This window comes from Flagellimonas lutaonensis, assembly GCF_000963865.1.
Lineage (GTDB): Bacteria > Bacteroidota > Bacteroidia > Flavobacteriales > Flavobacteriaceae > Flagellimonas_A > Flagellimonas_A lutaonensis.
Map to the genome: position 1 here is coordinate 2,298,212 of NZ_CP011071.1, position 24,429 is coordinate 2,322,640.

Below are 24,429 nucleotides of genomic sequence, written 5' to 3' on the forward strand. Positions count from 1 at the left end.
TATTTTTCACAGCTATAAAATCCAGATATAAAATGATGAAATTCAAGTACTATTTTGCTTCTGTTTTATTTCTTTTTGCGGCCACTTTGGTTGCCCAAGAAGAGGAGAAGAAAGAAGAACGAAAACCGGGTCATTACAACCAGAGCAGGTTTAAACAGCTCTATGAAGAGTTTTCGACCCCGAATACCTATCGCTCGGCAACGGGCAAACCCGGCCCGGATTATTACCAAAACCAGGCCGATTATGTAATGGACATCGAGCTCGATGACAAAAACGCCAAGATTTATGGTGAAGAAACCATTACCTACCACAACAATTCGCCAGATGACCTTGAGTTTCTTTGGGTGCAGCTAGACCAGAACGTACGGGCCAAAGACTCAAAATCGCCTCTCAGAAATGGTGGAGGGGTGCCATTGGCCTACAGAACCAGCTCATTTGCCAGTGAGTATATGACCGAGCCTTTTGATGGTGGTTTCAACATCGAATATGTCAAAGATGCCAATGGCAGGCCGTTGCCATATACCATAAACCAAACCATGATGCGGGTCGATATTCCCCAACCATTGAAAAGCGGTGAAAAGGTTTCATTTTCCATCAAATGGTGGTACAACATTCCTGACCATACGGTAAACCGCGCGCGTTCGGGCTACGAATATTTTCCAAAGGACGGCAATCGGGCCTATGTGATTGCCCAGTTCTTTCCAAGAATGGCCGTTTACAACGATGTGGAAGGATGGCAGAACCACCAGTTCTGGGGCAGTGGCGAGTTTGCACTGCCGTTCGGCAATTACGAGGTGAACATCACCGTGCCCGCAGATCACGTGCTGGATGCCACCGGCGTACTGCAGAACCGTAAAGAGGTATACACCAAAGAAATGATGAAGCGTTACGAGCAGGCCAAGAAGTCTTATGACAAGCCGGTACTCATCGTAACGCAAGCAGAAGCAGAAGCAGCCGAAAAAGACTTCTCTGAGAAGAAAAAGACATGGAAGTTCAAGACCGAGCCTGGCAAAATGGTGCGGGACTTTGGCTTTGCCACTTCCCGAAAGTTTATTGTGGACATGCAAGCCGTCAAAATTGGCGGTAGAGACGTTATGGCTGTTTCTATGTACCCAAAAGAGGGCAACCCATTGTGGGAAGAGTATTCGACGAAAGCAGTGGTACAGACCTTGAAGACGTATTCGAAGCACACCTTTGACTACCCGTACCACAAGGCCATTTCGGTACACGCCAAGAACCAGGGCATGGAGTACCCGATGATTTGTTGGAACTACGGGCGCCCCAATGAAGATGGTACCTATTCCGATAGGGTAAAATATGGCATGATCAGCGTGATCATCCACGAGGTTGGGCACAACTTCTTCCCGATGATTGTAAATTCTGATGAGCGCCAGTGGGGCTGGATGGACGAAGGCCTCGATACCTTTATGCAGTATTTGGCAGAGCAAGAGTTTGGCAAGAACTTCCCAGAGGCCATTGCCCCTAACGAGAGATATCCCTCAAGAAGAGGAGATCCCGCCAAGATTGTGCCTTACATGGCGGGCGACCAAGAGTACCTGTCGCCCATTATGTCGAACCCAGAGAACGTTTACCAATTGGGCCCGAATGCCTACGGTAAACCGGCTACTGCACTGAACATCTTGCGCGAGACCGTTATGGGAAAAGAATTGTTCGACCATGCATTCAAAACATACGCCCAGCGTTGGAAATTCAAGCATCCGACCCCGGAAGATTTCTTTAGAACGATGGAAGATGCTTCTGCCGTTGACCTTGATTGGTTCTGGAGAAGCTGGTTCTATACCACCGATTATGTGGATATAGGGGTGAAAGAGGTAAAGAAATACTATGTTACAAACAAGCCTACCAAAGAAATGCAAGAATACATGGCCGCCCGTAACTTGACGGAAGCCGATTTGCCACCTTTGGTGTACTTGGCTGAGGAAGATAGCGAGGACTATAATGAAGAATTGAAGGGCAAACTGCCTTCAGAGACCTCACAGACCTTGAAAGAGTTTATGATGGACAATATGACTGCCGAAGAAAGGGCCAAAGTCAAAGAACCCAAGTATATTTATGAGGTAACGTTTGACAAGCCAGGTGGCATACCCATGCCTTTGATCGTAGAATATACCTATGCCGATGGCAGCAAGGAAAACGTAACCTATCCTCCTGAGATTTGGAGAAAGAACGATGCTGAGGTAAAAAGGGTCGTTTCTTCTGATAAAGAATTGGTGGGCATTGTTGTAGATCCCAAGCTTGAAACAGCTGATATCGACACCACTAACAATGCTTGGCCCAAAAAGGACGAAAAATCAGACTTTGATAAGTTCAAGGAAAGCGTCAAGGGCAAATAATTTGAAAAGCAGTGCGACCAAGCATATCAAAGGCCCCGTGAAATAACGGGGCCTTGTTTGTTTAAATAGGGCAAACCGTTAGGTTGTGAGCGCGTGAACCCTTTTTTATAATAAGTGGCGTCAATCTGTTCTGGGCGGTGCTCGAACCAACATATTTTGAAGCCTGCCTTTACATACTTGGCAACTTAAGTTATATTTGTACCATGCATTTTCTATTCATCAGCGGAGCCGAAATTTTTTTCATCCTCTTTATAGTGGTCATGGTTTTTGGTGCCGATAAGATTCCAGGTATTGCCAAAGGCCTGGGCAAGGGTATGCGCCAATTGCGCGATGCCACTGACGACATCAAACGGGAAATCCAAAAAAGTGCCGAAAAACAGGGTCTCGATACCGATATTACCAAAGATATCCGCAATGAACTGAATGAGGTAAAGAAGAATGTCGATGAGGTGACCGGGGCCATCAAAAGGAAATAATCCAGATGTTCGAAAAATTACTTGAATGGGACCGCGATACCTTCATTTACCTTAATAGTCTGGGTATCGAAAAATATGACGGCTTCTGGTCTGTTGTAACAAGTATCTCGACTTGGATTCCCTTATTTCTTCTGTTCATCATCCTATTATTTCTCAAACATGGCAAGCTCGAGGGCCTTTACAGGCTTTTGACCGTTTTGATCATGGTCTTGTTGGTGCTGACGATCACCGATCTTACAAAAGAATTTGTGGCCCGGCTTAGGCCCAACAATGACGAAGAGATCAATGCGCTGATACGAATTCTCAAAAGCCCTACAGACTATAGTTTTTTTTCGGGCCATGCGGCCAGCTCGTTTTCAATTACCTTACTTATTTTCTTATTTCTGCGGAAGAAGATCAAGTGGTCAGCTGTATTCTTTCTCTGGCCCATACTGTTTGCCATGAGCCGAATATTTGTGGGGGTACATTTTCCGATAGACATACTCGTTGGCATGCTATTCGGACTTTTTTCCGCTTATCTGTTTTATCGACTGCACCCTAGGCTCAGCGCACTCTACTCAAGGTTAAACCGTCGCGAACCGACAAGATAACCGTTTCTAACTGCGAATCGTCTTTAAGACGCTTGTTATAAGTCAATAGTGCTTCGGTGGCCTTATCCGATTTTTGAAGTGGTTCCACTACTTTTCCAGACCACAGAACATTGTCTGACAGTATAATGCTACCAGACCGCACCTTGGGCAGCACTGCATCCAAATAAGCATTGTACTTTTTCTTTTCAGCATCTATGAATACCAGGTCAAAAGTGATATCCATTTGGGGAATGATCTTCAGGGCATCGCCCACATACTGCATAATTTGTTTTCCGAAAGGGCTTTGGTCAAAATACTTGCGTTGTAGGTCGCTTAGTTCTTCGTTGATTTCGATGGTGTGCAATGACCCGTCTGCCGGTAAACCTTCCGCAAGACATAAGGCCGAATAACCGGTATAGGTGCCAATCTCCAAAATGTTCTTTGGGGCGATAATTTTTGATAGCAAAGCCAAAATGCGCCCTTGGTAATGTCCGGTGATCATACGTGGTTGAACTACCTTCAAGTGGGTCTCACGGGTTAGCTGCCGTAGCAGTTCAGGTTCGTCTTCTGAATGTGACCCAATGTATTTTTCGATTACCTCCGATAAAAAATGCATACTGGCAGTTTTTGTAAAAATATTGAAATAAGACTATTTTGGTTTACAGATCAACGTAGTTCAAGAACCATGAAAGAAATAAAGGTACGCGATGCCCTGCCTGAAGATGTGCCCGTTCTTCTTGCTTTCGAGCAAGCGCTCATAATAGCCGAACGCCCTTTTGATCCCTGTATACGGCCAGACCCCGTCAGTTATTATGATTTGGCTGCCTATGTAGGCGATGACACGGTCAAGGTGGTAGTGGCAGAAATTGATGGTGAAATTGTTGGTTCGGGCTATGCCATTGCCAAGAAGGCCCGCCCGTACCTAGACCATGTTGACTATGCCTATTTGGGCTTTATGTACACAAAACCTTCACACAGGGGGCAAGGCATCAATAAGATGATTATCAATACGCTGGTTGATTGGAGTAGAGGGAAAGGCCTAGAAGAGATTCGTTTGACCGTGTACGATGACAACCTACCGGCAATAAAGGCCTACCAAAAAGCAGGATTCAAAAAACATATTGCAGAAATGAGGCTGACTACAGACAAATAGCACTGATGCCGTACATTTGCCAAAAAACACCCTCCTAGATGAAATTTGAAAATACCCTCACATTTGCCCGCGAGTTGGATTTGCATGATGCTCTGAAGGCATATCGCCAGCAGTTTCATTTTCCACAGGTAAATGGCAAAGACGTCATTTATTTTACAGGAAACTCGCTTGGCCTCCAGCCCAAACGTACCCAGAAGTATGTTGATGACATCATGAAAGACTGGCGCGAATTGGCGGTAGAGGGCCATTTTCATGCCGAAAAACCGTGGTGGGACTACCACGAACGCCTTGCCAAACCATTGGCAAAGGTCGTAGGGGCCAAACCCCAAGAAGTGTCTGTTATGAACACCTTGACCGTCAATCTACATTTTTTGATGGTTTCCTTTTACAGGCCCACACAAAAACGGTTCAAGATTATTTGTGAGGAAAAGGCCTTTCCCTCCGACCAGTATATGCTGCAAAGCCAGGTTCGGTTCCATGGGTTGGATCCCTCTGATGCCATTGTCGAGGTCAAAAAACGGGAAGGTGAGCATTTTTGGAGAACAGAAGACGTATTAAAGACCATTGATGAAGTAAAAGACGAGCTGGCTTTGGTGCTTATTGGTGGGGTCAACTACTATAACGGACAGGTGTTTGCTATGGAAACCATTACCAAGGCCGGTAAAAAGGCTGGGGCAATGGTGGGATGGGACCTGGCCCATGCCGTGGGCAATGTCGAATTGAAATTACACGATTGGGATGTTGATTTTGCCGCGTGGTGCAGCTACAAGTACATGAACAGCGGACCGGGGAACGCTTCAGGAATTTTTGTGAACGAGAAACATCTGGGCAAGGTCGATATGCCCCGTTTTGAGGGGTGGTGGGGCAACAAAAAGGAAACCCGGTTTCAGATGAAGCCCATGTTCGAACCCATTGACACGGCCGATGCCTGGCAGGTGAGCAATCCGCCCGTACTTTCCTTAGCCCCCTATCTCGCATCGTTGGAGCTTTTCGATGAGGTCGGCATGCCTGCACTTATACAGAAACAAAAGAAACTAACAGCCTACTTAGAGTATATTCTCTTGGAAGTCGGAAAAGAGGCGGGCAGTGTTTTTGAGATTATAACCCCCGAAGATCGAGGTTGTCAGCTTTCGGTTTTTTTACACGGTGAGGGCAGGGCACTCTTTGACTATTTGATGAAAAGAGGGGTGATTGTCGATTGGCGCGAACCCAACGTGATTCGTTTGGCCCCAGCGCCCTTTTATTGCTCTTATGAAGACATATTTCGCTTTGGCCGTATCTTAAAGGAAGGAATCTTGTCAAAATAATTTAGCTTAGCGGTTTCTTAGAAACCGGCCCATGAAGTCGTTACGGCTTATTTTATCGAACCCAAGATACTTTGCGCCGGCCTTTGTGTTCGCAAGCCTCAACATTTGGTTCGGTACTTGGGCCATTTATATACCGGCCGTAAAAGAGAAACTGCGGATAGACAAGGCCGAACTGGGGTTTGCCATCTTTTTTCTTTCGTTGGGCGTTTTTACCGTTTTTCCGGTCGCCTCAAAGATCATCAATAGATTAAAAGTGGGCAGGGCCACTTGGTTGGGGGTGGTCATGAGCAGTATTTTTGCCCTATTTCCACTGTTGGTGCCAAACTATTACCTGTTATGTGCCTCATTGTTCTTGTTTGGGGCCGCCAATGGTTTTTTAGACATTTCGATGAATACCTTGGTCACAGAAATCGAAAAGGAAGACCGACAGAACTTTATGTCGGCCATGCACGGTTTTTTTAGTCTTGGAGGGGTAATCGTGGGCTTGGGAAGCCTTTTGGCGCCCATTATCAACAACCCGGCCCTGCACATGGCCCTTACGGTACTACTTGTTTTAGTGGTAAATCTTGCCTTTCGGAAGCGTTATCGGCACATCGTTGCAGCCGCTATTGAAAAAGAGCCCTTCAGCTTAAAATTGTTCAAGCCCCTCTTCGTTTTGGGCATTATTTCATTTGTGAGCATGGGTAGTGAAGGGGCCATCGTCGATTGGAGCGGACTTTATCTAAAGGAGGTGACCTTGGCACCTGAAGCCCTTATCGGTGCTGGGTTTTTGGCTTTTTCGGCCGCCATGACCCTAGGTCGTTTTTTGGGCGATGGTATAAGTCAGCGCATCGGTTCCATTAAAATTGTGGCCTTGGGCGCCCTTATCGCAATCGTGGGTTATGTTATGGTGCTATCAGGAAATACCATACTGGCAATCACAGGTTTTGCCCTCAATGGACTTGGTTTTTCCGTTATGGTGCCAGAGCTTTTTAGAATTAGGGGCAATGTAAAAGGGGTAGAGTCTTCGCAGGGTGTGGCCTTTATTGCCGGCAGTGGCTACTCGGGCTTTCTCATCGGCCCCGTGATTCTCGGGTTTTTGGCCGAAGAATTTACGTTGAAGACAAGTTTTTGGGCACTGTTGGGTTGTGCTGCCATGATTTTTGTAGCCATATTTGCGATGTCGCGCAAAAGGTAAAAAATACAAAAAACTTCTACTTCACCTTCACGCCCGTGAAATAGAGGTTGAACACTTCCCCGTACTTTTTATGGTCCATTGCCAATTTGAGTCCGTTTATTTCTTGATAGTTTTCCCAAGTGGTGGTCATTGACGGTTCGGCTTGGTTTCCTTTTCTGAATACCCATTCGCGAACAAGGTAGTTTTCATCCAAATAGAAGTCATAGGCATCACCCGGGGTATAACCACCTTCATTTCCGTAGACAATGGTAAGCTTTTGCATCGGTTTTGAACTGATGGGGGCAATGGCCTCTTCTACGTGCTCGTACTCAAAATTATTGTTGTCCCACAGTAGGTTGAACGGTGCCAACAACCAATAACGGTCATTGATAAAGCCCGCGTTCACCTTGAGGGCAACACTGTCCATTTGCTTCCTGTTATAGACCAAGGTATCGTTGCCCGATATGGAAGTTACCTCGTTGGTCTTTGGTTTCCAGATCCACGAGCGTTCAAAATGGGTCGAATCCCTGTCAACATTAAAGGTAAACCTGATTTCGTTGACATTTTTCCAGTTTTCGAAACCATGGGCGTGGGCCACTTTTTCCAGAATACTGGTTTCTATACCAGCGGGCTGTTCCTCATTTTTTTTGTCCGTTTTGCAGGAGACAAATCCAATCAGAAAAACAAGCAGCAAGGGTCGTACAAGTTGCATACTGAATTTTTCCCAAAGATAGGTGGTTTTGACTATATTGGTACGCACTACCCATTAACACAATTGTTTGCAGGTGACTTTTCTCAAAAGACTGTTTCTAATCTTAATAAGCAACCAATCAAATCAGTCGTTGGAGAGAAAAGACACATTTGGCCATTTGTCAGATGAAGAATTAGTGGCAAAAGTCGTTGCCAAGAACGATACTTTTTTGTTTGGCATTCTGTACGATCGGTACGCCAAGATGGTATACAACAAATGCTATGGGTTCGCCAAATCGGAAGATGAGGCCGAAGATCTTACACAAGATGTTTTTTTAAGGTTGTTCATAAAGCTGGCCTCTTTTCAGGGCAGGTCAAAATTTTCGACTTGGCTTTATTCGTTTACCTACAACTTTTGTGTAAACTATGTAAACCGTGACAAGGGTAGAAAGATGAAAGACCAATCGGTGCCCATAGATGACAAAGAGTATAAATTGGCGGCAGAGGTGCCCGATAAGAGCATTTACGAAATGAAGGCCCATAAGCTTGAAAGGGCCTTGGGCACATTGGCACCTGAAGATAAATCGATTTTGTTGCTAAAATATCAAGACGGCGCTTCGATCAAAGATTTGTGTATTTTGTTCGAAATAGGCGAGAGTGCGGTCAAAATGCGCCTGAAAAGGGCCAAGGCCAGACTTGTTGAAATCTATAATACGTTGAAATAGATGGCAGAGGAATTTAACAATCCGTTTAGGGAGCTCGATAAAAGGCTGAGGGACGTACCGCCCGAGATGCGAAAAAAAGTGATGCACGATGTGGCCATCGCCAAACTTATTATGGAAATGGCCATTCTCGTTACCTCGAACTACTCATCGCTATTGGCCGGTATGTTCAAAACAAACAGAAGAAAATAACCAATATATAATCAACAACTAAAAGGAATGGAAACATATAGGGAAGCGCTTTCGGAAAGTCTGGAAAACCTACTGTCAGGGGCAGCAGAGGTACTTCCAAAGATCATTTTGGGCATTATGGGTCTGATTCTCGCTTGGCTGGTGATGAAAATCATCCTTTTTATCTTGAAAAGGGTATTAAAGGCGGCGAAGATCGATACGGTTTCACAAAAGGTGGCCGATGCAAAGCTGTTCGGTGACAAAGAGATCAAGATAGACCTGTTGAAAATTATCTTGGGAACGGTTCGCATACTGCTCATATTGCTCTTTGCCGTGGTGATAGCCGAAGTACTCGGTTTAACGCCTATTTCAGAGGGTATAATGGCCATGTTCGGGTATTTGCCCACATTGATAAGTGCCATTTTGATCTTGGTAGGGGGCCTTTACCTTGCCTCGTTGGTAAAAAAGGGCACCCTTGCCCTGTTTGAATCCATGGGCATTGGCGGCTCAAAAGTGATCAGCAGTGTATTGTTCTACCTGATAACCTTCTTTATTTCAATTACGGCCCTTAACCAAGCGGGTATCAACACCGATATCATTACCAGCAACTTTACCATGATACTTGGCGCCTTTTTACTGGCAGCAGCCCTTGGTTTCGGACTTGGGGCCAGGGATGTATTCTCTGACCTGATGAAGATGTTCTACATGCGAAAGATATACATGGTGGGTGACAAAATCTCTTTTGACAACGTAGAAGGTACCATTGAGGCCATTGACAATACGACCATTACACTCAAGACCCGTGATGGTAAATTGGTCGTGCCCATAAAGGATTTGACCTCAAACAGGGTTTCCCTGAAGCAGTAATATAAATTGCCTATTCGATTGAAAATTTTGTTTTTGGGAAGATAATTTTTTGGTAACTGTTATAAAGGTTATGAAAGACCTACAAACTTTTAATTTTGATTGATTGGAAAAGTAGGCTACTTATGCAGAAAAACGTTCAATTTTTCAGATAAATTGGGTTTTTACTGAGTCTTTTTAAAAATTAAAGTATGTATGCCCGTTCCCAATTTTAGCCAAAATCAGATTTCCTTGCCCAGGGATTCCTTTTAATTATTGTAACCAAATTAAGTCGAAGTAAAAATTCAACAAATGTTCTAAAAAATGTAGATTTTAAATTGAATTCAATCAATATTTAGATGATTTTGAATTTTTTTAAATATCAACACATATTTTAAAGGGGAAAGGCCAACACAACATTTACAGTGAACCCGAAAATCACTAATTTTGGTGCTTAACCTAAATACATCTATGAGTTCTAAAAAAGGAAAAGTACAAGAGCTAATACAAGAGCGATTACTCGAAGAAAGAAAGGTTTTTCTATGGGGTATGGTAGATGACGATTCTGCCAAGCACGTGATTGAACGCCTATTATACCTTGACCTTATCAACAATAAGGAGATTCAATTGGTCATCAATAGCCCTGGAGGTTATGTGACTTCTGGTTTTGCGATATACGATACCATTGGGCAAATTAAAAGTCCCGTTTCCACCGTTTGTTCTGGTCTAGCGGCCTCAATGGGCTCAATTTTGCTGTCAGCGGGCAAAAAGGGCCGAAGATTTATACAGCCACATGCAAAGGTAATGATCCACCAGCCCAGTGGCGGGGCCCGAGGGCAAGCCTCAAATATTGAGATTCAGGCCCGTGAAATTCTAAAAACCAAAGAATTGGGAGCCAAGATACTGGCCGAAAACTGTGGACAGGATTTTGAAAAAGTGATGAGGGATTTTGACCGTGACTATTGGATGAGCGCCGAAGAATCGGTTGAATACGGAATTGTAGATAAGATTTTGGAATAATTTTTTTTGCACCATAAAAAAAGTCCTTCTCAATTGCTGCGAAGGACTTTTCTAATATATATGGACGCCGTAGCGGGATATTCTCTATTATATATACGACGATTAAAAGGGCAAAAGATTACATAGGCCATGTTAAGAAAAGTTAAAACGTATCAGGATTTTCGATAATCTCCCTGGCCCGTTGCCTTAAATCTGATAGTTCGCTTTTGTCTTTTTTTTCCAAAAGATTGAGCATCATGGCCATACGTTGGTTGTCTTTGAAATGGTCTTTTTTTTCTTCCAGAAAATTCCAGTAAAGTGCATTGAAGGGGCATGCGCCTGACCCTAGTTTTTTTGTATGGCTATAATGGCAGCCCTTACAATAATTGCCCATTTTGTTGATATAGTTGGCACTGCTTACATACGGTTTTGTGGCTATAATACCCCCATCTGCATATTGGCTCATGCCCCTTGTATTGGTAATTTCAACCCATTCGATAGCATCTATATAGACGCCAAGGTACCAGCCATCCACTTCATCAGGGTCTACTTGGGCCAATAGGGCAAAGTTGCCGATGACCATCAAACGCTGTATATGGTGAGCATAAGCCTTTTCGAGGCTTTGGCCAATGGCATGCTTCAGGCAGTTCATCTTTGTTTTTCCCGTCCAGAAGAAATCGGGTAGGGGGTTGTGGTTTTCCAGTTCGTTCAGTTTCGCATAGTGGGGCATTTCTTTCCAATAGACACCTCTCATGAATTCTCGCCAACCAAGTATCTGACGGACAAAACCTTCGACTTGGGAAATATGGATGTCTGCCGTGTTTTCATAGTAATGGTCCAAAACTTTTTTAATGACTTCTTTCGGAGAAAGCATCTTGCTGTTCATGGCAAATGATAACCGCGAATGGAAAAGAAATTTTTCATCGGTGTGCATGGCATCTTGGTAATCGCCAAAATGCACCAACAGTTTTTTGCAAAAATGGTTCAGCACAGAAAGGGCATCCGTTCTAGAAGTGGGCCAACTGAACTGTTCGTTATTGATACTGCCAAAGGTTTTGATGCCTGCTTTCTCAATTTCTGAAACAATCTGGGTAGCATCTTTTCGAAATCCCCTTTCATGAGGAATCTCGGGATTCCCCGCCCATTTTTTTCGATTGCTTTGGTCAAAATTCCATTTGCCACCATCGGGTTGCCCGTTCACCATCATAATGTCGTGTTTCTTCCGCATATGGCGGTAGAAATTTTCCATGACGAGCTGTTTCTTCCCCTTGAAAAAACGTTTCAGTTCTTCACGATCTGTACAAAAGTGTTCTGTATCAAAGGCTTCGGTCTCTATATCAAGATTTTTGCAGATTTTAGTCAGTTGTTCATCCAATCGATGCTCATCGGGCAGTTGGTACTCGAATTTTTCTGCTTCGATCTCTTGTAAAAACTTAGTTATAATTTTTGGGAGCTCTTGAGGATTCTCCCCATCGTTTATCTTCAGATATATGACGTTATGCCCGTTTTCCTGTAATTCGGAGGAGAAATTGCGCATGGCCATAAAGAAAGCAACCACCTTTTGAATATGGTGTTTGACATAATTGGTCTCTTGCCTCATCTCGGCCATTAGGTATGTAATCTCGTCGTTGACCTCATTAAACCAACTATGGTGTCGGTTCAACTGGTCGCCCAATATCAGTCGCAGTTTTTTCAAAGCTTAAAATAATGAAGGTTGTAACCAGAGCCGTTGGTAGGTGCCATTTCGGTCGTACATCTCGGCTTGGCGTTGTATGTTGAATTTTCGGTCTCTGCCATCGTTGCCCACGCCACTTACATAGAGCCAGTTGCCCCAGTTGCTGTGCACATCGTAGTCGAGCAGTAGGCTCTCAAAATAGGCTGCCCCAATGCGCCAATCTTGCTTAAGACTTTTTGACCAATAGCTGGCCACATTTTGGCGGCCGCGATTGCTCATCCACCCGGAATTTACGAGCTCCAGCATATTGGCGTTTACAAAGGGTTCGCTTGTTTTCCCCGAAATCCAATCTTGCAACACCTTGGTGTCGTTTTTCCACTCCAGCTTTCTATCAAAAATTCCGCTCTGCCAAAAGATTTTGTCGCCATACTTCAATGAAATGTATTTGAAATAGTCACGCCATAACAACTCAAAAAAAAGCCAATAGGTATCTTGGTTTTTAATGATTTTCTGTTCAAATTCTCTTATTTGCCAGTAGATATAGCGGGCAGAAATGCTTCCATTGGCTAGCCATGGCGAGAGTTTTGAACTGTAATTGGGCCCCAACAGGCCGTTTCGGGTCTTCTTATAGGATTTCAGTCTTTGGGTTTCCCAGAAATAGTAATCTATCCGTTTCAAGGCTTGGTCTTCACCTCCTTTGTAGGGGAAGGCCGTTCTTTGATCTGAAGTAAACTCTTGGAGCCCCAATTTTGGCAAATCCGGTAAAGATGAGCTCTCTTCAATTAAATTCTCTTCCGGCATTTTTTTTGGAATCGGCACCATGGCTCGTATTGAAGCCCTGTTTTCAATTCTTTTGCGGAAATCGGTGAACACATCGGGCACATCGGCAAAACTATAAAAGGGCGAATCTGCCGGATGCAGAAGAAACTGGTCAAAAATTTCATGGAAGATAACAGTCGGCCGTATTTTCTGTTTGACTTTTTTGAGAACCACTGTCTCATCGCGTGTCCATTCCTTTTGCATAAAAATGTCCGTTACCCCATGTTCCTCGACAAGTTTTGGCAGCACCGCTTCTGGTTTGTCGTGGTAGACCAACAAACTAATGTTCAGCGAGGCGAGGTTCTGTTTTAAGGTTGCCGCAGATTCTAATAGAAACCTTGCACGGTATTTTTCGGTTTTTTTAAAGCCAAAATCACCGAGATCGAAATTTCTGGGGTCAAAAAAGTAAACGGCCAGTAACTTTTGGGCTTGACAGGCTTCGGCCAAAACAGTATTGTCATGTACGCGTAGATTGTTCTGAAACCAAATCAGGTGGCTCATTTCTTGTTTCTTTTACAGCGTTCACTACAATATTTCACGTGTTCCCAATTTCTTTTCCATTTCGCCCTCCAACTAAAGGGTCTATGGCAAACAGGACAGATTTTTTCTGGCAGAAGTATTTTTTTACACCTCATATGTTTAATAAAAATACAAAAAGATTAAACAATAGTAGGTATGATTAGAAGAAACCGTTAAATTTTCTAATTTTAGTACTTTTGCCAACTAACTTGTAAACGCCGCATACAGCATGCCACAAAGCCCTAAGAACATTGCCATTGTTGGATCGGGCTTGGTGGGCTCGTTGTTGGCCATCTACCTTCGAAAATTCGGTCACCAAGTGACCATTTTTGACCGTCGACCCGATATCAGAACCATTGAGTTTTCAGGGAGGTCTATCAACTTGGCCATGAGCAATAGGGGTTGGAAGGCCCTACGAGAGGTAGATATCGAGGATGAAATCAGAAAAATAGCCATTCCATTGTACCGGAGGGCCATGCACGTGCCCGACAAACCGTTGTATTTTCAAAACTATGGATTGGAAGGGGAAGCGATATGGTCGCTTTCGCGCGGTGTGTTGAACAGAAAGATGATAGACCTGGCCGAAAGCGAAGGTGCCGTCTTCAGGTTCAATGAAAAGGTATGGGACGTCAACTTGCCAGAGGCCAAATTATACACGGGCGAAACCGAGAAAAGTGAATGGCAAGAATATGATTTCGATATTGTTTTTGGCTGTGACGGCGCATTTTCTAGGGTGCGCCACAAAATGCAGCGGCGTAGCCGTTTTGATTATTCGCAAGACTTCATCGATGTTGGCTATAAAGAACTGACCATTCCCCCGAACGAGGATGGAACCCACAAACTCGACAAGAACTCTTTTCATATTTGGCCCAGGGGAAGGTTCATGCTGATTGCCATGCCCAATATTGACGGCAGCTTTACCTGCACACTTTTTTTGCCCTTTGAGGGGGCCGTTTCTTTTGAGAGCCTAACCACCGAGCAAGAGGCCAAGGCCTTTTTTAAAGAACATTTTCCGAATGTCAGAAAGGTCATCGATAACCTGATCCGTGATTTTTTCAAGAATCCTACCAGTGCTATGGTGACCATGAAATGTTACCCGTGGACCTATTGGGACAAAGTGGCCCTTGTCGGCGACTCTGCGCATGCCATTGTGCCCTTTTACGGACAGGGAATGAATGCGGGTTTTGAAGATATTTTTGTGCTGAGCCAATTGATGAAGAAGCATAACGATGATTGGGAGACCATTTTTCAAGAATATCAAAGGGAGCGAAAGCCCAATGCCGATGCCATTGCCGAGCTCAGCCACCGCAATTTCATGGAAATGAGCAGCAAGACAGCGGACCCTGATTTTTTGTTGCAGAAAAAAATTGAGAAATGGTTTTATGAGAAACATCCGGACAAATGGATCCCTGTCTATAGCCGTGTAACCTTTTCTGAACGCCCCTATACCGAGGCGCTGGCCATCGGCGACCATCAAGAGAAAATTATGCAAGAGGTCATGAAAATGCCCAACATCCATAAAATATGGAACAGTGAAGAGGTGGAACGGAAAATATTGTCCTTGCTTTAGACAAAAAAAGCCACGCTACGGCGTGGCTTTTTGATTCCTATTTTTTCTGGTGCCTAAATCTTGGCGAAAAGTGCTTCCATTTTTTCTTGCTCTTCCTCAGCTAATTTGGGGTCGACCAAGATTCTGCCACTGTGCTCGTCGGTAATGATTTTTTTGCGTGAAGCGATCTCTACCTGAACCTGCGGTGGAATGGTGAAGAAAGAACCGCCAGATGCACCCCTTTCAACGGGTACCACGGCCAAGCCGTTCTTCACATTGTGGCGTATACGCTTGTATGCCTTTACGAGTCTTTCCTCGATTTTTTCTTCGAACTCCTCCGATTTTTTCAAAAGGGCCTTTTCTTCTTTTTCAGTTTCGGCCAAGATGGCATCCAACTCACTTTTCTTGTGTTTTAGATGGGCCTCTCTTTCGGTCAGTTTCTCTTTGGTCTCTGAAATGACCTCTTTTTTCTGTTCTATCTGGGCCTTGAATTCTTTGATGTTTTTCTCGGCCAACTGAATTTCAAGCTCTTGAAATTCGATTTCTTTGCTCAAAGAATTGAATTCGCGGCTGTTTCGCACATTTTTTTGCTGCTCTGAATATTTCTTGATCAGGGCTTTTGACTCTTCAATCAAATTTTTCTTTGCCGATATTTCGTAGTTGATGGTCTCAACATCGGTCTTTAACTTATCGATTCGGGTTTTTAGACCCTGTACCTCGTCTTCGAGATCCTCTACCTCCAAAGGCAGCTCGCCCCTAACGTTTCGAATCTCATCAACACGAGAGTCTATAAGTTGCAAATCGTAAAGGGCCCTTAATTTCTCCTCTACGGTCGCTTCAGTTTTTTTTGCCATTTTCTAAAAATACTTGATGGGATTAGTATCACTTTCCGATAAAGCGATTGCAAAATTAGGGATTTTTTTCGTAAGAAAATCGTATATCAGATTTTTTGTAAACCGTTCAGATTCAAAATGTCCGATATCCATCAATACCAACTGGCCCTCTCCCTCATAAAACTGGTGGTATTTCAGGTCGGCGGTAATGAATACGTCAGCACCGGCCTGCTTTGCGGCCCTTATGGCAAATGCACCACTGCCCCCCAAGACGGCCACTTTTTTTACCTTTTTGCCCAACAGGGCCGAATGTCGTACACAGCCCGTTTGCATGCGTTCTTTCACGAACCGTAAAAAGGCTTTCTCCGCTACCGGCGATTCGAGTTCGCCTACCATGCCCATGCCCAGTTTTTGGTTGGTATTGTCGAGGGTGGTGATTTCATAGGCCACTTCTTCATAGGGGTGATGCCTGAACAGCGTGCGTAAGATATTTTTTTCTAGGTGTGAGGCAAAGGTGATGTTGATTTGGGTTTCAGATTCGTAATGTGTCTCACCAATTTTACCAATGGTCGGGTTGGCGCCTTCTTGGGGCTTGAAGCTACCCATTCCATCCACAGAAAAGCTACAGTTTTCATAATTTCCAATATTTCCGGCTCCTGCCTCGAACAATTTGTTCCGCAGAAGATCAGCATCTTTTTTTGGTATGAAGGTGGTCAGTTTTTTTATGGTGCCTGTTTTTGGCAAGAGAATGCGGCAATTTTTGAGGCCCAGTGCCTGGCAAATTTTGGCGTTGACCCCATCGATTGCATTGTCAAGAGCCGTATGGATGGCTAAAATGGCTATCTTGTTCTCAATGGCCTTGATAACCGTTCTCTCAACATAGCTGCTACCTGTCAGCCGTTTCAGCCCAGCGAAGATTATGGGATGAAAACTGACGATCATGTTACAGTTTTTGGCCATGGCCTCTTCGACAACATTTTCCAGGGTGTCGTGAGAAATCAAGATGCCCGTGACCTCTTGTTCGGCGTTTCCCACCAGAAGCCCCGTATTGTCAAAGTCCTCGGCATAGTGCAAGGGAGCAAGTTCTTCAAGATGTTCGATGATATGCTTAACTTTCATTTTGCCTGTTTTGGGTTGTTAAAGATAAAATATTATAATTTCGCCCTGTGATGTACTTACTACGGGTCATGGCTTTTCCGTTGTCACTTCTCTACGCGGCGGCGGTGTATCTGCGCAACTTTCTGTATGATATCAAGCTGTTCAGGTCAAAAAGTTTTGTCACCCCTACCATTTGCATTGGTAACCTGAGCGTTGGCGGTTCTGGAAAGACACCCATGGCCGAATACCTGGTAGAAATGCTCAAAGACAGTCATGAATTGGCCGTTCTCAGCAGGGGTTACCGCCGAAAGTCAAAGGGCTTTGTTTTGGCCGATGCACAGTCTACGGTTGCGGAATTGGGAGACGAATCTTACCAGTTGCACAAGAAATTCTCTGAAGTGACGGTTGCCGTGGATGCCGATAGAAGAAGGGGTATTGCCACTTTGGAAAAGCGTGTGCGCCCCGATATTATCTTGTTGGATGATGCTTTTCAGCACCGCCGTGTGAAGGCAGGTCTTTCAATACTGCTAACACCCTTTGGAAAGTTGTATGTGGATGATTGGTACCTGCCTACGGGCAACCTTCGTGATGCGAAGAAAGAAGCCAGAAGGGCAGACCTTATTATTGTGACGAAATGCCCACATGAAATTGATGGGCGCGAACGGGAGTCCATCACAAACAAACTAAATCCACAATTGCATCAAAAGGTACTTTTCAGCGGTTTGGCCTATGATGAAAAAGTAAGGAGCAACAACCGATCGTGCGATTTGGCAATCCTAAAGGGAATGTCGATGGCGTTGGTAACGGGCATTGCCAATCCACAGCCATTGGTCGAACATTTAAAGGAAAGCGGTCTAGAGTTCGTTCACCTGAAATACGCCGACCACCACTACTTTTCTAAAAATGACCTGAAAAAATTCAAAAAATTTGAAGTGGTGTTAACGACGGAAAAAGATTTTAGTCGTTTGGAAGGCAAGCTCGACAATGTATTGTACCTACCGGTAAGGCACCGATTTTTAAATAACGATGCAGCGATTCTCCAACAACGGGTCGTCCATTTTCTCAAGCATTGTTCTCGATTTTAGACCGGAAGATATTCTCCCCTATTTTTTGATAGAAAACCTCTGGTTTAAAGGGTTTGGTCACCACATCGTTGCAACCTGCGGCGTAAAAGCTGTCAAGGCTATCATCCAATGAAATGGCCGTAAGGGCGATAATGGGTATCTCTTTGTTGAACTTACGTATTTGCCTTGTGGCCTCCTCGCCGCTTATGCCCGGCATATGAATGTCCATGAGAATGGCATCATATTTATTGGCCGTTGCCATATCAATTGCTTCGTTGCCATTGTTGGCGATGTCACAGGTAATTTCCTTTTTGTTCAGCATTTTTTTGGTGATTACCTGATTGATCTTATTGTCTTCGACCACCAATACATGAAGACCCTTTAGGTCGAATTCTTCGGTGTCCGGTTCAAAAGGCACCTCTGATATGGCTTTGTCCTCTGTTTTCAGGTCGAGTTCGAAAAAGAAAGAGCTGCCTTTGCCCACTTCGCTCTCAAGCTCAATTTTGGTTCCGAAAAGGCCCAATAAGCTCTTAACAATGGTCAACCCAAGACCGGTACCGCCATACTCGCGGTTTATTTGGATAGACCCTTGTTCGAAACTATCGAAGATATTCTTTTGCTGTTCTTCGGTGATACCTATGCCATTGTCTTTTACTTCGAAATACAGCTTTACATCCTCATCCTCTTTCTTCAATAGTTTGGCAATTACCTCTACACGACCATTTTTGGTGAACTTAATCGCATTGCCGATAAGGTTCATAAAAATTTGGGAAAGCTTCATCGGGTCGCCTAGTAGCGTGTGCGGAATCTTGGGATCAAAATTCAGATGAATGGTCGTATTGTTCTCTTTGGCGTTTTGTTGCAAAGTCTCAATGACATCGGTAAGCACTTTTTTGAGCTTGAATTCGACGCTCAAAGGTTCTACCTTGTCGGCATCAATCTTATTGATCTGTAAAATGTCGTTGATGAAGTTCAAAAGGTAGTCTCCTGAAAACTTCAATGATTTTAAATGTTCTTTTTGGTGTTCTGCCGGATTTTCTTCGAGCAATAGGTGGGTAAGTCCTGTTACAGCATATAGCGGTGTTCTCAGCTCGTGGGTAACGGTCGAAAGAAAGTTGGTCTTTGCCTTCATGGCTGATATGGCCGAATCCCTGGCCAACTCCAGTTCTTTGTTCTTTGTGTGAAGAAGGTCGTTGGTCTTAAGCTTGATCTGGTTGTTTCTGAACAATGAGATCGCCAATAATGAAATAATGACCAAGAATGCCGAGGTCAATATGGCCGTTATCTCAGATCGGTTGGCCGATTGGCTCAATTTTTCGTTGGTCTCGGTCAGTTTGGCAATTTCATTGCTCATATGGTCAACAAGAATCTTATCTGAGGTTTTGGCCTCTACCTTTACCTTCTCAATGTTGAACAATGAGTCTTTAATATTGTTCACTTCGCGAAAGTGCTGCAATGCTTGTGCGTAATCCCCTATTCTTTCATAGATGGCCGTTAATTTCTCATTTGCAAGAAGTAGCTCTCTAAAAAAATTGTTCTTTTTGGCCAATTCAAGGGCTGCCTTGGCGTGCTGTATCGCCTCTTCTGGCTTCGAAATACGCATATTAAGATCGGACAGGCGTAAGTTGGCCTTCGTTGCCAGATAGGCCCTTTCTTTTTCATCGGAGTTGACCAAAAGGGCATTGTAGTTTCTTGCTGCATCTTCAAGCCTTTCGATATTCATGAAAATATCTCCTTCGGCAAGCAAAATATTGTTGAGCAAATTTCGGTCATTGCTCAGTTCACGAGCTTCTTGAAGCATGTTTATCGCCTGGAAATTATTGCCCTCCCTATAAAGAATGGAGGCATTGATAAACTTATGGACTGCTTCTCCATGTGGGTATTCCAAATCCTTTAACAAAATACTGGCCCTAGCTGTGTAGAATTCAGCAGCCTCGAGGTTTTCACGGTCTAAGTGTATGAGGGCATATTTATGATAGGTGTCCAATAGGGCCTTGAAATCTTCGTTTTTTTCAGCTAGTTCAGCAGCTTCGTCCAAAGCCTTAATGGCCTGGTCGATGTCACTTTGATGCCTGTATTGTAGGGCCTTTTCAAAAATTTCTTGCATATCTGGATCAGAAGTGGTGCTGCTCTGGCCATAGCTAGGGGCAAGGCATAAAAATACCAGCACAACCAAAACAATGGAGCACACTATAGATTTATATGCATTTGTTGCCTTCAAATGTATCTGTTCTTGATAAGCAGTTCAATTAAATCGATCATTCTCGAACAATAACCTGTTTCATTGTCATACCATCCAATAATTTTAACCATTCTACCAATTACAGAGGTCATCTGAGAATCAAACGTACAAGAATAACAACTATTGTTTATATCGACCGATACTATGGGGTCTTCGGTATAGAAAAGTACATTTTTTTGCTCATTTTCTGAAACCTTCTTAAATGTACTGTTTATTTCATCAATCGATGTTTCTCTTTTTACATTGAATGTGATGTCGGTCAACGAACCGTTTGGTACGGGTACCCTTATGCCACAGCCCCCTATAGCATTCGAGAGTTCTGGAAAAATCTTGGTCAGTGCCTTGGCGGCCCCTGTCGTAGTTGGAATGATTGACTGTCCCGCTGCCCTGGAACGTCGCAGGTCGCGATGTGGTCGATCATGCAGGCTCTGGTCAGAGGTATACGAATGCACAGTGGTGATATAGGCCTGTTCAATTCCGCACAATTCGTGTATTACCTTGATCATCGGTGCGGCATTGTTGGTGGTACACGATGCATTGGAAATGATATCATCAGTTGGGGCCAGAATATCTTCGTTCACACCAATTACCACCATTTTTATGGTATCGTCTTCTGGCGGAACCGATAGAAAAACCTTTTTTGCCCCATTCTTCAAATGGTGCTCCAAGGCACTTCGATTCTTGAATTTTCCCGAGGCCTCAACCACTAGGTCCACTTCATATTGCTTCCAGTTGATGTCTTTGGGATGCTCGTGGTTAAGCACTTGCGTCTTGCGGTCATTGACCCAAATGGCATTGCCCTCGGCTTTTATTTCTCCATCGAACACCCCGTGAAGGCTATCATATTTTAATAAATGGGCCAATGTCTGGGCATTGCCAAGGTCGTTGAGGGCAACCACCCGAAAATCAGGGTGTTTCTGCAAAAGTCTAAAAAGGGTTCTGCCAATTCTGCCAAAACCATTGATGCCAATATTGATTTGGGGCATTCTAGTGTTTTTATATAATAGCCAACGCAATTTGTGGCAGGCCTTAGTCGATATGCTTGTGCGCCTTGTATGAGGAACGTACCAAAGCTCCGCTTTCAACGTGTCTGAACCCCATTTCTAGGCCTAGTTTCTCATATTTTTCGAATTGCTCTGGCAAGATGAACTCTTTTACCGGAAGATGTTTTTTAGAAGGCTGTAGATACTGCCCGATGGTGACCACGTCTACGTTTGCCCTTCGTAGGTCTTCAAGGGTTTCGATAACCTCTTCTTCACGTTCTCCCAGGCCTAACATGATGCCCGATTTGGTTCGGTGGGCGCCATTTTTCTTTAGATAATCAAGAACACCCAGACTACGGTCGTACTTCGCTTGAATACGTACCTCTCGGGTGAGCCTTCTAACGGTTTCCATGTTATGTGAAATCACTTCGGGCGCTACGGCCAAAATTCTGTCCAAATGGGTTTCGACCCCTTGAAAATCTGGAATCAGTGTCTCTAAAGTGGTGTCGGGGTTCATTCTCCGGATGGCTTTCACGGTCTCGGCCCAGATAATGGAGCCCATGTCCTTTAAATCGTCACGGTCTACCGAAGTGATCACCGCATGCTTGATGCCCATTATTTTGATTGAGCGTGCCACTTTTTCTGGTTCTGCCCAGTCAACACTTTCAGGCCTCCCGGTCTTGACGCCGCAAAAACCACACGAGCGGGTGCATATATTGCCCAAAATCATAAAAGTGGCCGTACCCTCGCCCCAGCATTCGCCCATGTTCGGGCAACTGCCCGAGGTACATATGGTATGCAGGTCGTATTTATCGACCAAACCCCTTAATTGGGTATATTTTTTGCCAGTGGGCAGTTTTACGCGAAGCCATTTTGGCTTGCCCTTCTTCGGGGGCACGATGCTTTCGGCGACATCTATTGACATAACAACGTTTTTGTACTACAAAGATACGAAACAACGCAAATAGGCTAATTCAGTGAGCCATTGCCTTTTTTGATGATTTCTGCCAGTAGTTTTCTGGCCCTGAGCAGTTTTACCTTGACATTGTTGACGGGCTCATCCAGCTCTTTTGCAATGTCTGCATAGCTCAGTTCATTAAAATAACGAAGATTGATGACCTGTTGGTAATGGGGCTTCAATTTTTTTATATGTTGGAGGAGATTTGCCAAATTTTGCTCGATTATCAACTTGTCTTCGGCCGACGGACTCTCATCGAGCACCTTGCCGACCTCATCGCCATGGGGCTCAATGTCGGCCAAGATGTTTCTCTTTCTTTTTCTGATCAGGTCTACGTGAAGGTTTTTTGAGATGGTGATCAGCCAGGTCTTGAACTCATAGGCATCATCGTAGGTAGCTATTTTGTCAAAAGCTTTAGAAAAGGTGCGTATGGTAATGTCTTCTGCGTCGTTCTCATTTTTGGTCCTGACCAATTGAAAGGCATAGACATCGTTCCAAAAAGTGTCCAAAAGGGTACTGAAAGCAATTTGGTTGCCTTCTTTGGCTTTTTTAATAGTGTCTTGTAAAGCGTTTGTGCCCAAAAACTATTTTTGTGAAAGATAATGATCGCATACTTGGCCTAGGTGGCCACCGAGTCTTTTTTGCATTCTTGTTCACTAGGAAGCTTTCCGCAATATCCGCATGCCTCACCATCTTTGTTCAAATATGGATTTTGACTTGCGCAGGTACCGGCGAACTTTCCATCTTTTTTAGACCAGATCTTAATGGTGATGCCCAAAAAGGCAAGTGCCAAAAGGCCAATTGTAAGAAGTACGAGTTTCATTGCTGGTTTTGCGCAAAGATACGAAAATGGGTGCCATTTGGCACCCATTTATAAATACTTTAAGGTACGTGGTCAATAGTCGATGTTTGCCACTATGTTCTGAACGGTAGGCGACTGGTTGCCTCCTTGTGGTTCAATGGTGATATACCCAATGGCATCTTCGCCATAGGGCAGGGCCATCAAGCGTTCTTTGTCGCCGAACTGTTTTATGACTCCCAAGTTGACCAACTCACCGTTTACCTCGGCCCACATCTGGTAGCATTGGTCTTCTGGCAGCTCCGGTAAATGGCTTACATTTATATAAGACAACTTTTTCACCGGATTTACATAGGCAACGGCCTTTAACTCTTTGGCCTTTTTATTGCCGTTTATGGAGTATTTCTTGGTGTTCGGATTGTTGAGAACGATGTACTGGTTTCTCAAATCTTCGAGCTGCACCTTCATGTCTTCTTCCAACGTTTTTATTTTGTTGGTGACCATGGTATTGGTCTTCTGAAGGTCTTGGTTCTGGTTCCAAAAGAAATAGGACGAGCCCGCAAAAACAAGGGCAGCGATACTGGCGGCCACTGCAAAGCGGTAGAACCTTCTTCGGCCCATACGCTCGTTGCGAATTCTGTTGAGGATAATTTCCTTAAGGCCTTCAGGAGTTTTTTTGGCATGCATTTTGGCAAAGGCTTCCAAGTTTTCCTGCAGTTCGTTATAGGTCTTTCGCACTTCAGGATACATGGCTATGTAGCGCTCAACCTGAAGTGATTCTTCCGTAGAGGTATCGCCCAAGAGATATTTCTCTAGCAGATCTGAATCTAGAAATATGCGTATTTTTTCTTTCATAACATCAAATTTACCAGCAGTAACAGTATAACTTGAGCGTCATAGATTTTTCGAAGTTCACGAAGGCCTATTTTTAGCCTTGACTTAACGGTGCCCAACGGAATATCCAGCTCTTCACTGGCTTCTTGCTGCGTCATTCCCTGAAAAAATAGGGCATCCAGTACAATTTGGTACTTTGGCTCAATTTTTTCCAAGGTTTCTTGCATGTCAAGAAACTCAGGGCGAATACTGTTCACGCCTACATTATATACGTCTGATACATCGATTTGGATTTCTTTGTCAGCCTTTGTATTGGCACTTCGCAATTTGTCGATGGCGGTGTTGCGCGTTATTCTAAAGAGCCAAGTGAACAGCTTGGCCTTTGAGGGGTCGTACGAATCTGATTTTTTCCAGATCTTGATAAAGCTTTCCTGCAGTACATCTTGGGCGAGTTCTTCGTCTTTGACCACTTTGTAGGCCACACCGAACAAGGTGTCGGCATAATTGTCGTAAAGTAGCGAGATGGCCTTTTCATCGCGTTCTGCCAACAGCTCGACAATATGCTTTTCAAGTAGTGTGCTCATGGGCCTTTAAAAATCATTCTGCAGAAAATCCA

General features: G+C 44.2%; 26 protein-coding genes. 12 read left to right on the forward strand and 14 right to left on the reverse strand.

The annotated features are described in order from the left end of the window. Positions 1-32 precede the first annotated feature (32 nt). From VC82_RS10725 to VC82_RS10735, 3 genes are all read left to right on the forward strand, one after another. A complete protein-coding gene (locus VC82_RS10725; protein WP_045802374.1) occupies positions 33-2,354 on the forward strand; it encodes a M1 family metallopeptidase in 2,322 nt (773 codons plus the stop codon). Positions 2,355-2,557: 203 nt separating this feature from the next. After that, positions 2,558-2,830: a Sec-independent protein translocase subunit TatA/TatB gene (locus VC82_RS10730; RefSeq protein ID WP_045802375.1), complete on the forward strand. Its 273-nt coding sequence runs from the start codon at positions 2,558-2,560 to the stop codon at positions 2,828-2,830. A 5-nt stretch (positions 2,831-2,835) separates the two neighbouring features. Further along, positions 2,836-3,420 carry a phosphatase PAP2 family protein gene (locus VC82_RS10735; RefSeq protein WP_045802376.1) on the forward strand — a complete coding sequence of 195 codons (585 nt, stop codon included), beginning with the start codon at positions 2,836-2,838 and terminating at the stop codon, positions 3,418-3,420. Here the strand turns inward: VC82_RS10735 and VC82_RS10740 are convergent. Then, a complete protein-coding gene (locus VC82_RS10740; RefSeq protein ID WP_045802377.1) occupies positions 3,374-4,015 on the reverse strand; it encodes an O-methyltransferase in 642 nt (213 codons plus the stop codon). The two genes, VC82_RS10735 and VC82_RS10740, sit on opposite strands and share 47 nt — an antisense overlap. A gap of 69 nt (positions 4,016-4,084) precedes the next feature. Here VC82_RS10740 and VC82_RS10745 point away from each other — a divergent pair, with 69 nt between their 5' ends. Genes VC82_RS10745 through VC82_RS10755 form a run of 3 tightly spaced genes read left to right on the forward strand, consistent with a single transcriptional unit; the run spans position 4,085 to position 7,036 of the window. After that, the gene (locus tag VC82_RS10745) at positions 4,085-4,552 is read left to right on the forward strand and encodes a GNAT family N-acetyltransferase (protein WP_045803394.1); all 468 of its coding nucleotides are present in this window, start codon (positions 4,085-4,087) and stop codon (positions 4,550-4,552) included. Positions 4,553-4,590: 38 nt separating this feature from the next. Then, on the forward strand, positions 4,591-5,859 hold the full coding sequence (gene kynU / locus VC82_RS10750) for a kynureninase (RefSeq protein WP_045802378.1): 1,269 nt from the start codon (positions 4,591-4,593) through the stop codon (positions 5,857-5,859). A gap of 31 nt (positions 5,860-5,890) precedes the next feature. Next, the gene (locus VC82_RS10755) at positions 5,891-7,036 is read left to right on the forward strand and encodes an MFS transporter (protein ID WP_045802379.1); all 1,146 of its coding nucleotides are present in this window, start codon (positions 5,891-5,893) and stop codon (positions 7,034-7,036) included. 16 nt (positions 7,037-7,052) lie between these two features. Here the strand turns inward: VC82_RS10755 and VC82_RS10760 are convergent, their stop codons facing one another. Next, a complete protein-coding gene (locus tag VC82_RS10760; RefSeq protein ID WP_045803395.1) occupies positions 7,053-7,727 on the reverse strand; it encodes a hypothetical protein in 675 nt (224 codons plus the stop codon). Between the two features lie 130 nt (positions 7,728-7,857). Here VC82_RS10760 and VC82_RS10765 point away from each other — a divergent pair, with 130 nt between their 5' ends. The 4 genes from VC82_RS10765 (at position 7,858) to VC82_RS10780 (ending at position 10,461) form a co-directional block, all read left to right on the forward strand. After that, positions 7,858-8,430: an RNA polymerase sigma factor gene (locus tag VC82_RS10765; RefSeq protein ID WP_045803396.1), complete on the forward strand. Its 573-nt coding sequence runs from the start codon at positions 7,858-7,860 to the stop codon at positions 8,428-8,430. After that, positions 8,431-8,619: a hypothetical protein gene (locus VC82_RS10770; protein ID WP_045802380.1), complete on the forward strand. Its 189-nt coding sequence runs from the start codon at positions 8,431-8,433 to the stop codon at positions 8,617-8,619. 27 nt (positions 8,620-8,646) lie between these two features. Next, positions 8,647-9,465, forward strand: coding sequence for a mechanosensitive ion channel family protein (locus VC82_RS10775; protein ID WP_045802381.1), 819 nt, complete (start codon positions 8,647-8,649; stop codon positions 9,463-9,465). A 447-nt stretch (positions 9,466-9,912) separates the two neighbouring features. Next, positions 9,913-10,461 carry a ClpP family protease gene (locus tag VC82_RS10780; RefSeq protein ID WP_045802382.1) on the forward strand — a complete coding sequence of 183 codons (549 nt, stop codon included), beginning with the start codon at positions 9,913-9,915 and terminating at the stop codon, positions 10,459-10,461. 142 nt (positions 10,462-10,603) lie between these two features. Here the strand turns inward: VC82_RS10780 and VC82_RS15705 are convergent, their stop codons facing one another. The 3 genes from VC82_RS15705 to VC82_RS15460 are packed head-to-tail and all read right to left on the reverse strand — an operon-like array spanning position 10,604 to position 13,569. Then, positions 10,604-12,136, reverse strand: a complete 1,533-nt coding sequence (locus VC82_RS15705) for a cryptochrome/photolyase family protein (RefSeq protein WP_045802383.1) — start codon at positions 12,134-12,136, stop codon at positions 10,604-10,606. 3 nt (positions 12,137-12,139) lie between these two features. Next, positions 12,140-13,435 carry a DASH family cryptochrome gene (locus tag VC82_RS15710; RefSeq protein WP_045802384.1) on the reverse strand — a complete coding sequence of 432 codons (1,296 nt, stop codon included), beginning with the start codon at positions 13,433-13,435 and terminating at the stop codon, positions 12,140-12,142. Continuing rightward, positions 13,432-13,569 carry a DUF2256 domain-containing protein gene (locus VC82_RS15460; RefSeq protein ID WP_084598205.1) on the reverse strand — a complete coding sequence of 46 codons (138 nt, stop codon included), beginning with the start codon at positions 13,567-13,569 and terminating at the stop codon, positions 13,432-13,434. The genes VC82_RS15710 and VC82_RS15460 overlap by 4 nt, the downstream gene beginning before the upstream one ends. A 113-nt stretch (positions 13,570-13,682) precedes the next feature. On the opposite strand from VC82_RS15460, the gene VC82_RS10795 reads away from it, so the two are divergent. Further along, a complete protein-coding gene (locus VC82_RS10795; RefSeq protein ID WP_045802385.1) occupies positions 13,683-15,023 on the forward strand; it encodes an FAD-dependent oxidoreductase in 1,341 nt (446 codons plus the stop codon). Positions 15,024-15,076: 53 nt separating this feature from the next. Here the strand turns inward: VC82_RS10795 and VC82_RS10800 are convergent, their stop codons facing one another. Together VC82_RS10800 and VC82_RS10805 are read right to left on the reverse strand one after the other, a co-directional pair. Further along, positions 15,077-15,856, reverse strand: a complete 780-nt coding sequence (locus VC82_RS10800; protein WP_045802386.1) for a zinc ribbon domain-containing protein — start codon at positions 15,854-15,856, stop codon at positions 15,077-15,079. 3 nt (positions 15,857-15,859) lie between these two features. Further along, a complete protein-coding gene (locus VC82_RS10805) occupies positions 15,860-16,954 on the reverse strand; it encodes a Nif3-like dinuclear metal center hexameric protein (protein ID WP_045802387.1) in 1,095 nt (364 codons plus the stop codon). 50 nt (positions 16,955-17,004) lie between these two features. Between VC82_RS10805 and lpxK the strand changes: the two genes are divergently transcribed. Then, on the forward strand, positions 17,005-18,018 hold the full coding sequence (gene lpxK / locus VC82_RS10810; RefSeq protein WP_045802388.1) for a tetraacyldisaccharide 4'-kinase: 1,014 nt from the start codon (positions 17,005-17,007) through the stop codon (positions 18,016-18,018). On the opposite strand, the gene VC82_RS10815 is transcribed toward lpxK, so the two are convergent. The 7 genes from VC82_RS10815 to VC82_RS10845 all read right to left on the reverse strand — a co-directional run bounded on the left by VC82_RS10815 (position 17,996) and on the right by VC82_RS10845 (position 24,397). Beyond that, complete coding sequence (locus VC82_RS10815; RefSeq protein ID WP_045803397.1) at positions 17,996-20,167, reverse strand: ATP-binding protein; 2,172 nt, start codon at positions 20,165-20,167, stop codon at positions 17,996-17,998. The two genes, lpxK and VC82_RS10815, sit on opposite strands and share 23 nt — an antisense overlap. A 47-nt stretch (positions 20,168-20,214) precedes the next feature. Continuing rightward, positions 20,215-21,225: a type I glyceraldehyde-3-phosphate dehydrogenase gene (gap, locus tag VC82_RS10820; protein WP_045802389.1), complete on the reverse strand. Its 1,011-nt coding sequence runs from the start codon at positions 21,223-21,225 to the stop codon at positions 20,215-20,217. Between the two features lie 43 nt (positions 21,226-21,268). Continuing rightward, a complete protein-coding gene (lipA, locus tag VC82_RS10825; protein ID WP_045802390.1) occupies positions 21,269-22,147 on the reverse strand; it encodes a lipoyl synthase in 879 nt (292 codons plus the stop codon). Between the two features lie 44 nt (positions 22,148-22,191). Then, positions 22,192-22,761 (reverse strand): RNA polymerase sigma factor, encoded by a 570-nt coding sequence (locus tag VC82_RS10830; RefSeq protein WP_045802391.1) that lies wholly within the window; start codon positions 22,759-22,761, stop codon positions 22,192-22,194. A 38-nt stretch (positions 22,762-22,799) separates the two neighbouring features. After that, the gene (locus VC82_RS10835; RefSeq protein WP_045802392.1) at positions 22,800-23,003 is read right to left on the reverse strand and encodes a hypothetical protein; all 204 of its coding nucleotides are present in this window, start codon (positions 23,001-23,003) and stop codon (positions 22,800-22,802) included. A 72-nt stretch (positions 23,004-23,075) separates the two neighbouring features. Beyond that, on the reverse strand, positions 23,076-23,834 hold the full coding sequence (locus tag VC82_RS10840) for an anti-sigma factor (RefSeq protein WP_045802393.1): 759 nt from the start codon (positions 23,832-23,834) through the stop codon (positions 23,076-23,078). After that, on the reverse strand, positions 23,831-24,397 hold the full coding sequence (locus VC82_RS10845) for an RNA polymerase sigma factor (protein WP_045802394.1): 567 nt from the start codon (positions 24,395-24,397) through the stop codon (positions 23,831-23,833). The genes VC82_RS10840 and VC82_RS10845 overlap by 4 nt, the downstream gene beginning before the upstream one ends. Between the last annotated feature and the right edge of the window lie 32 nt (positions 24,398-24,429).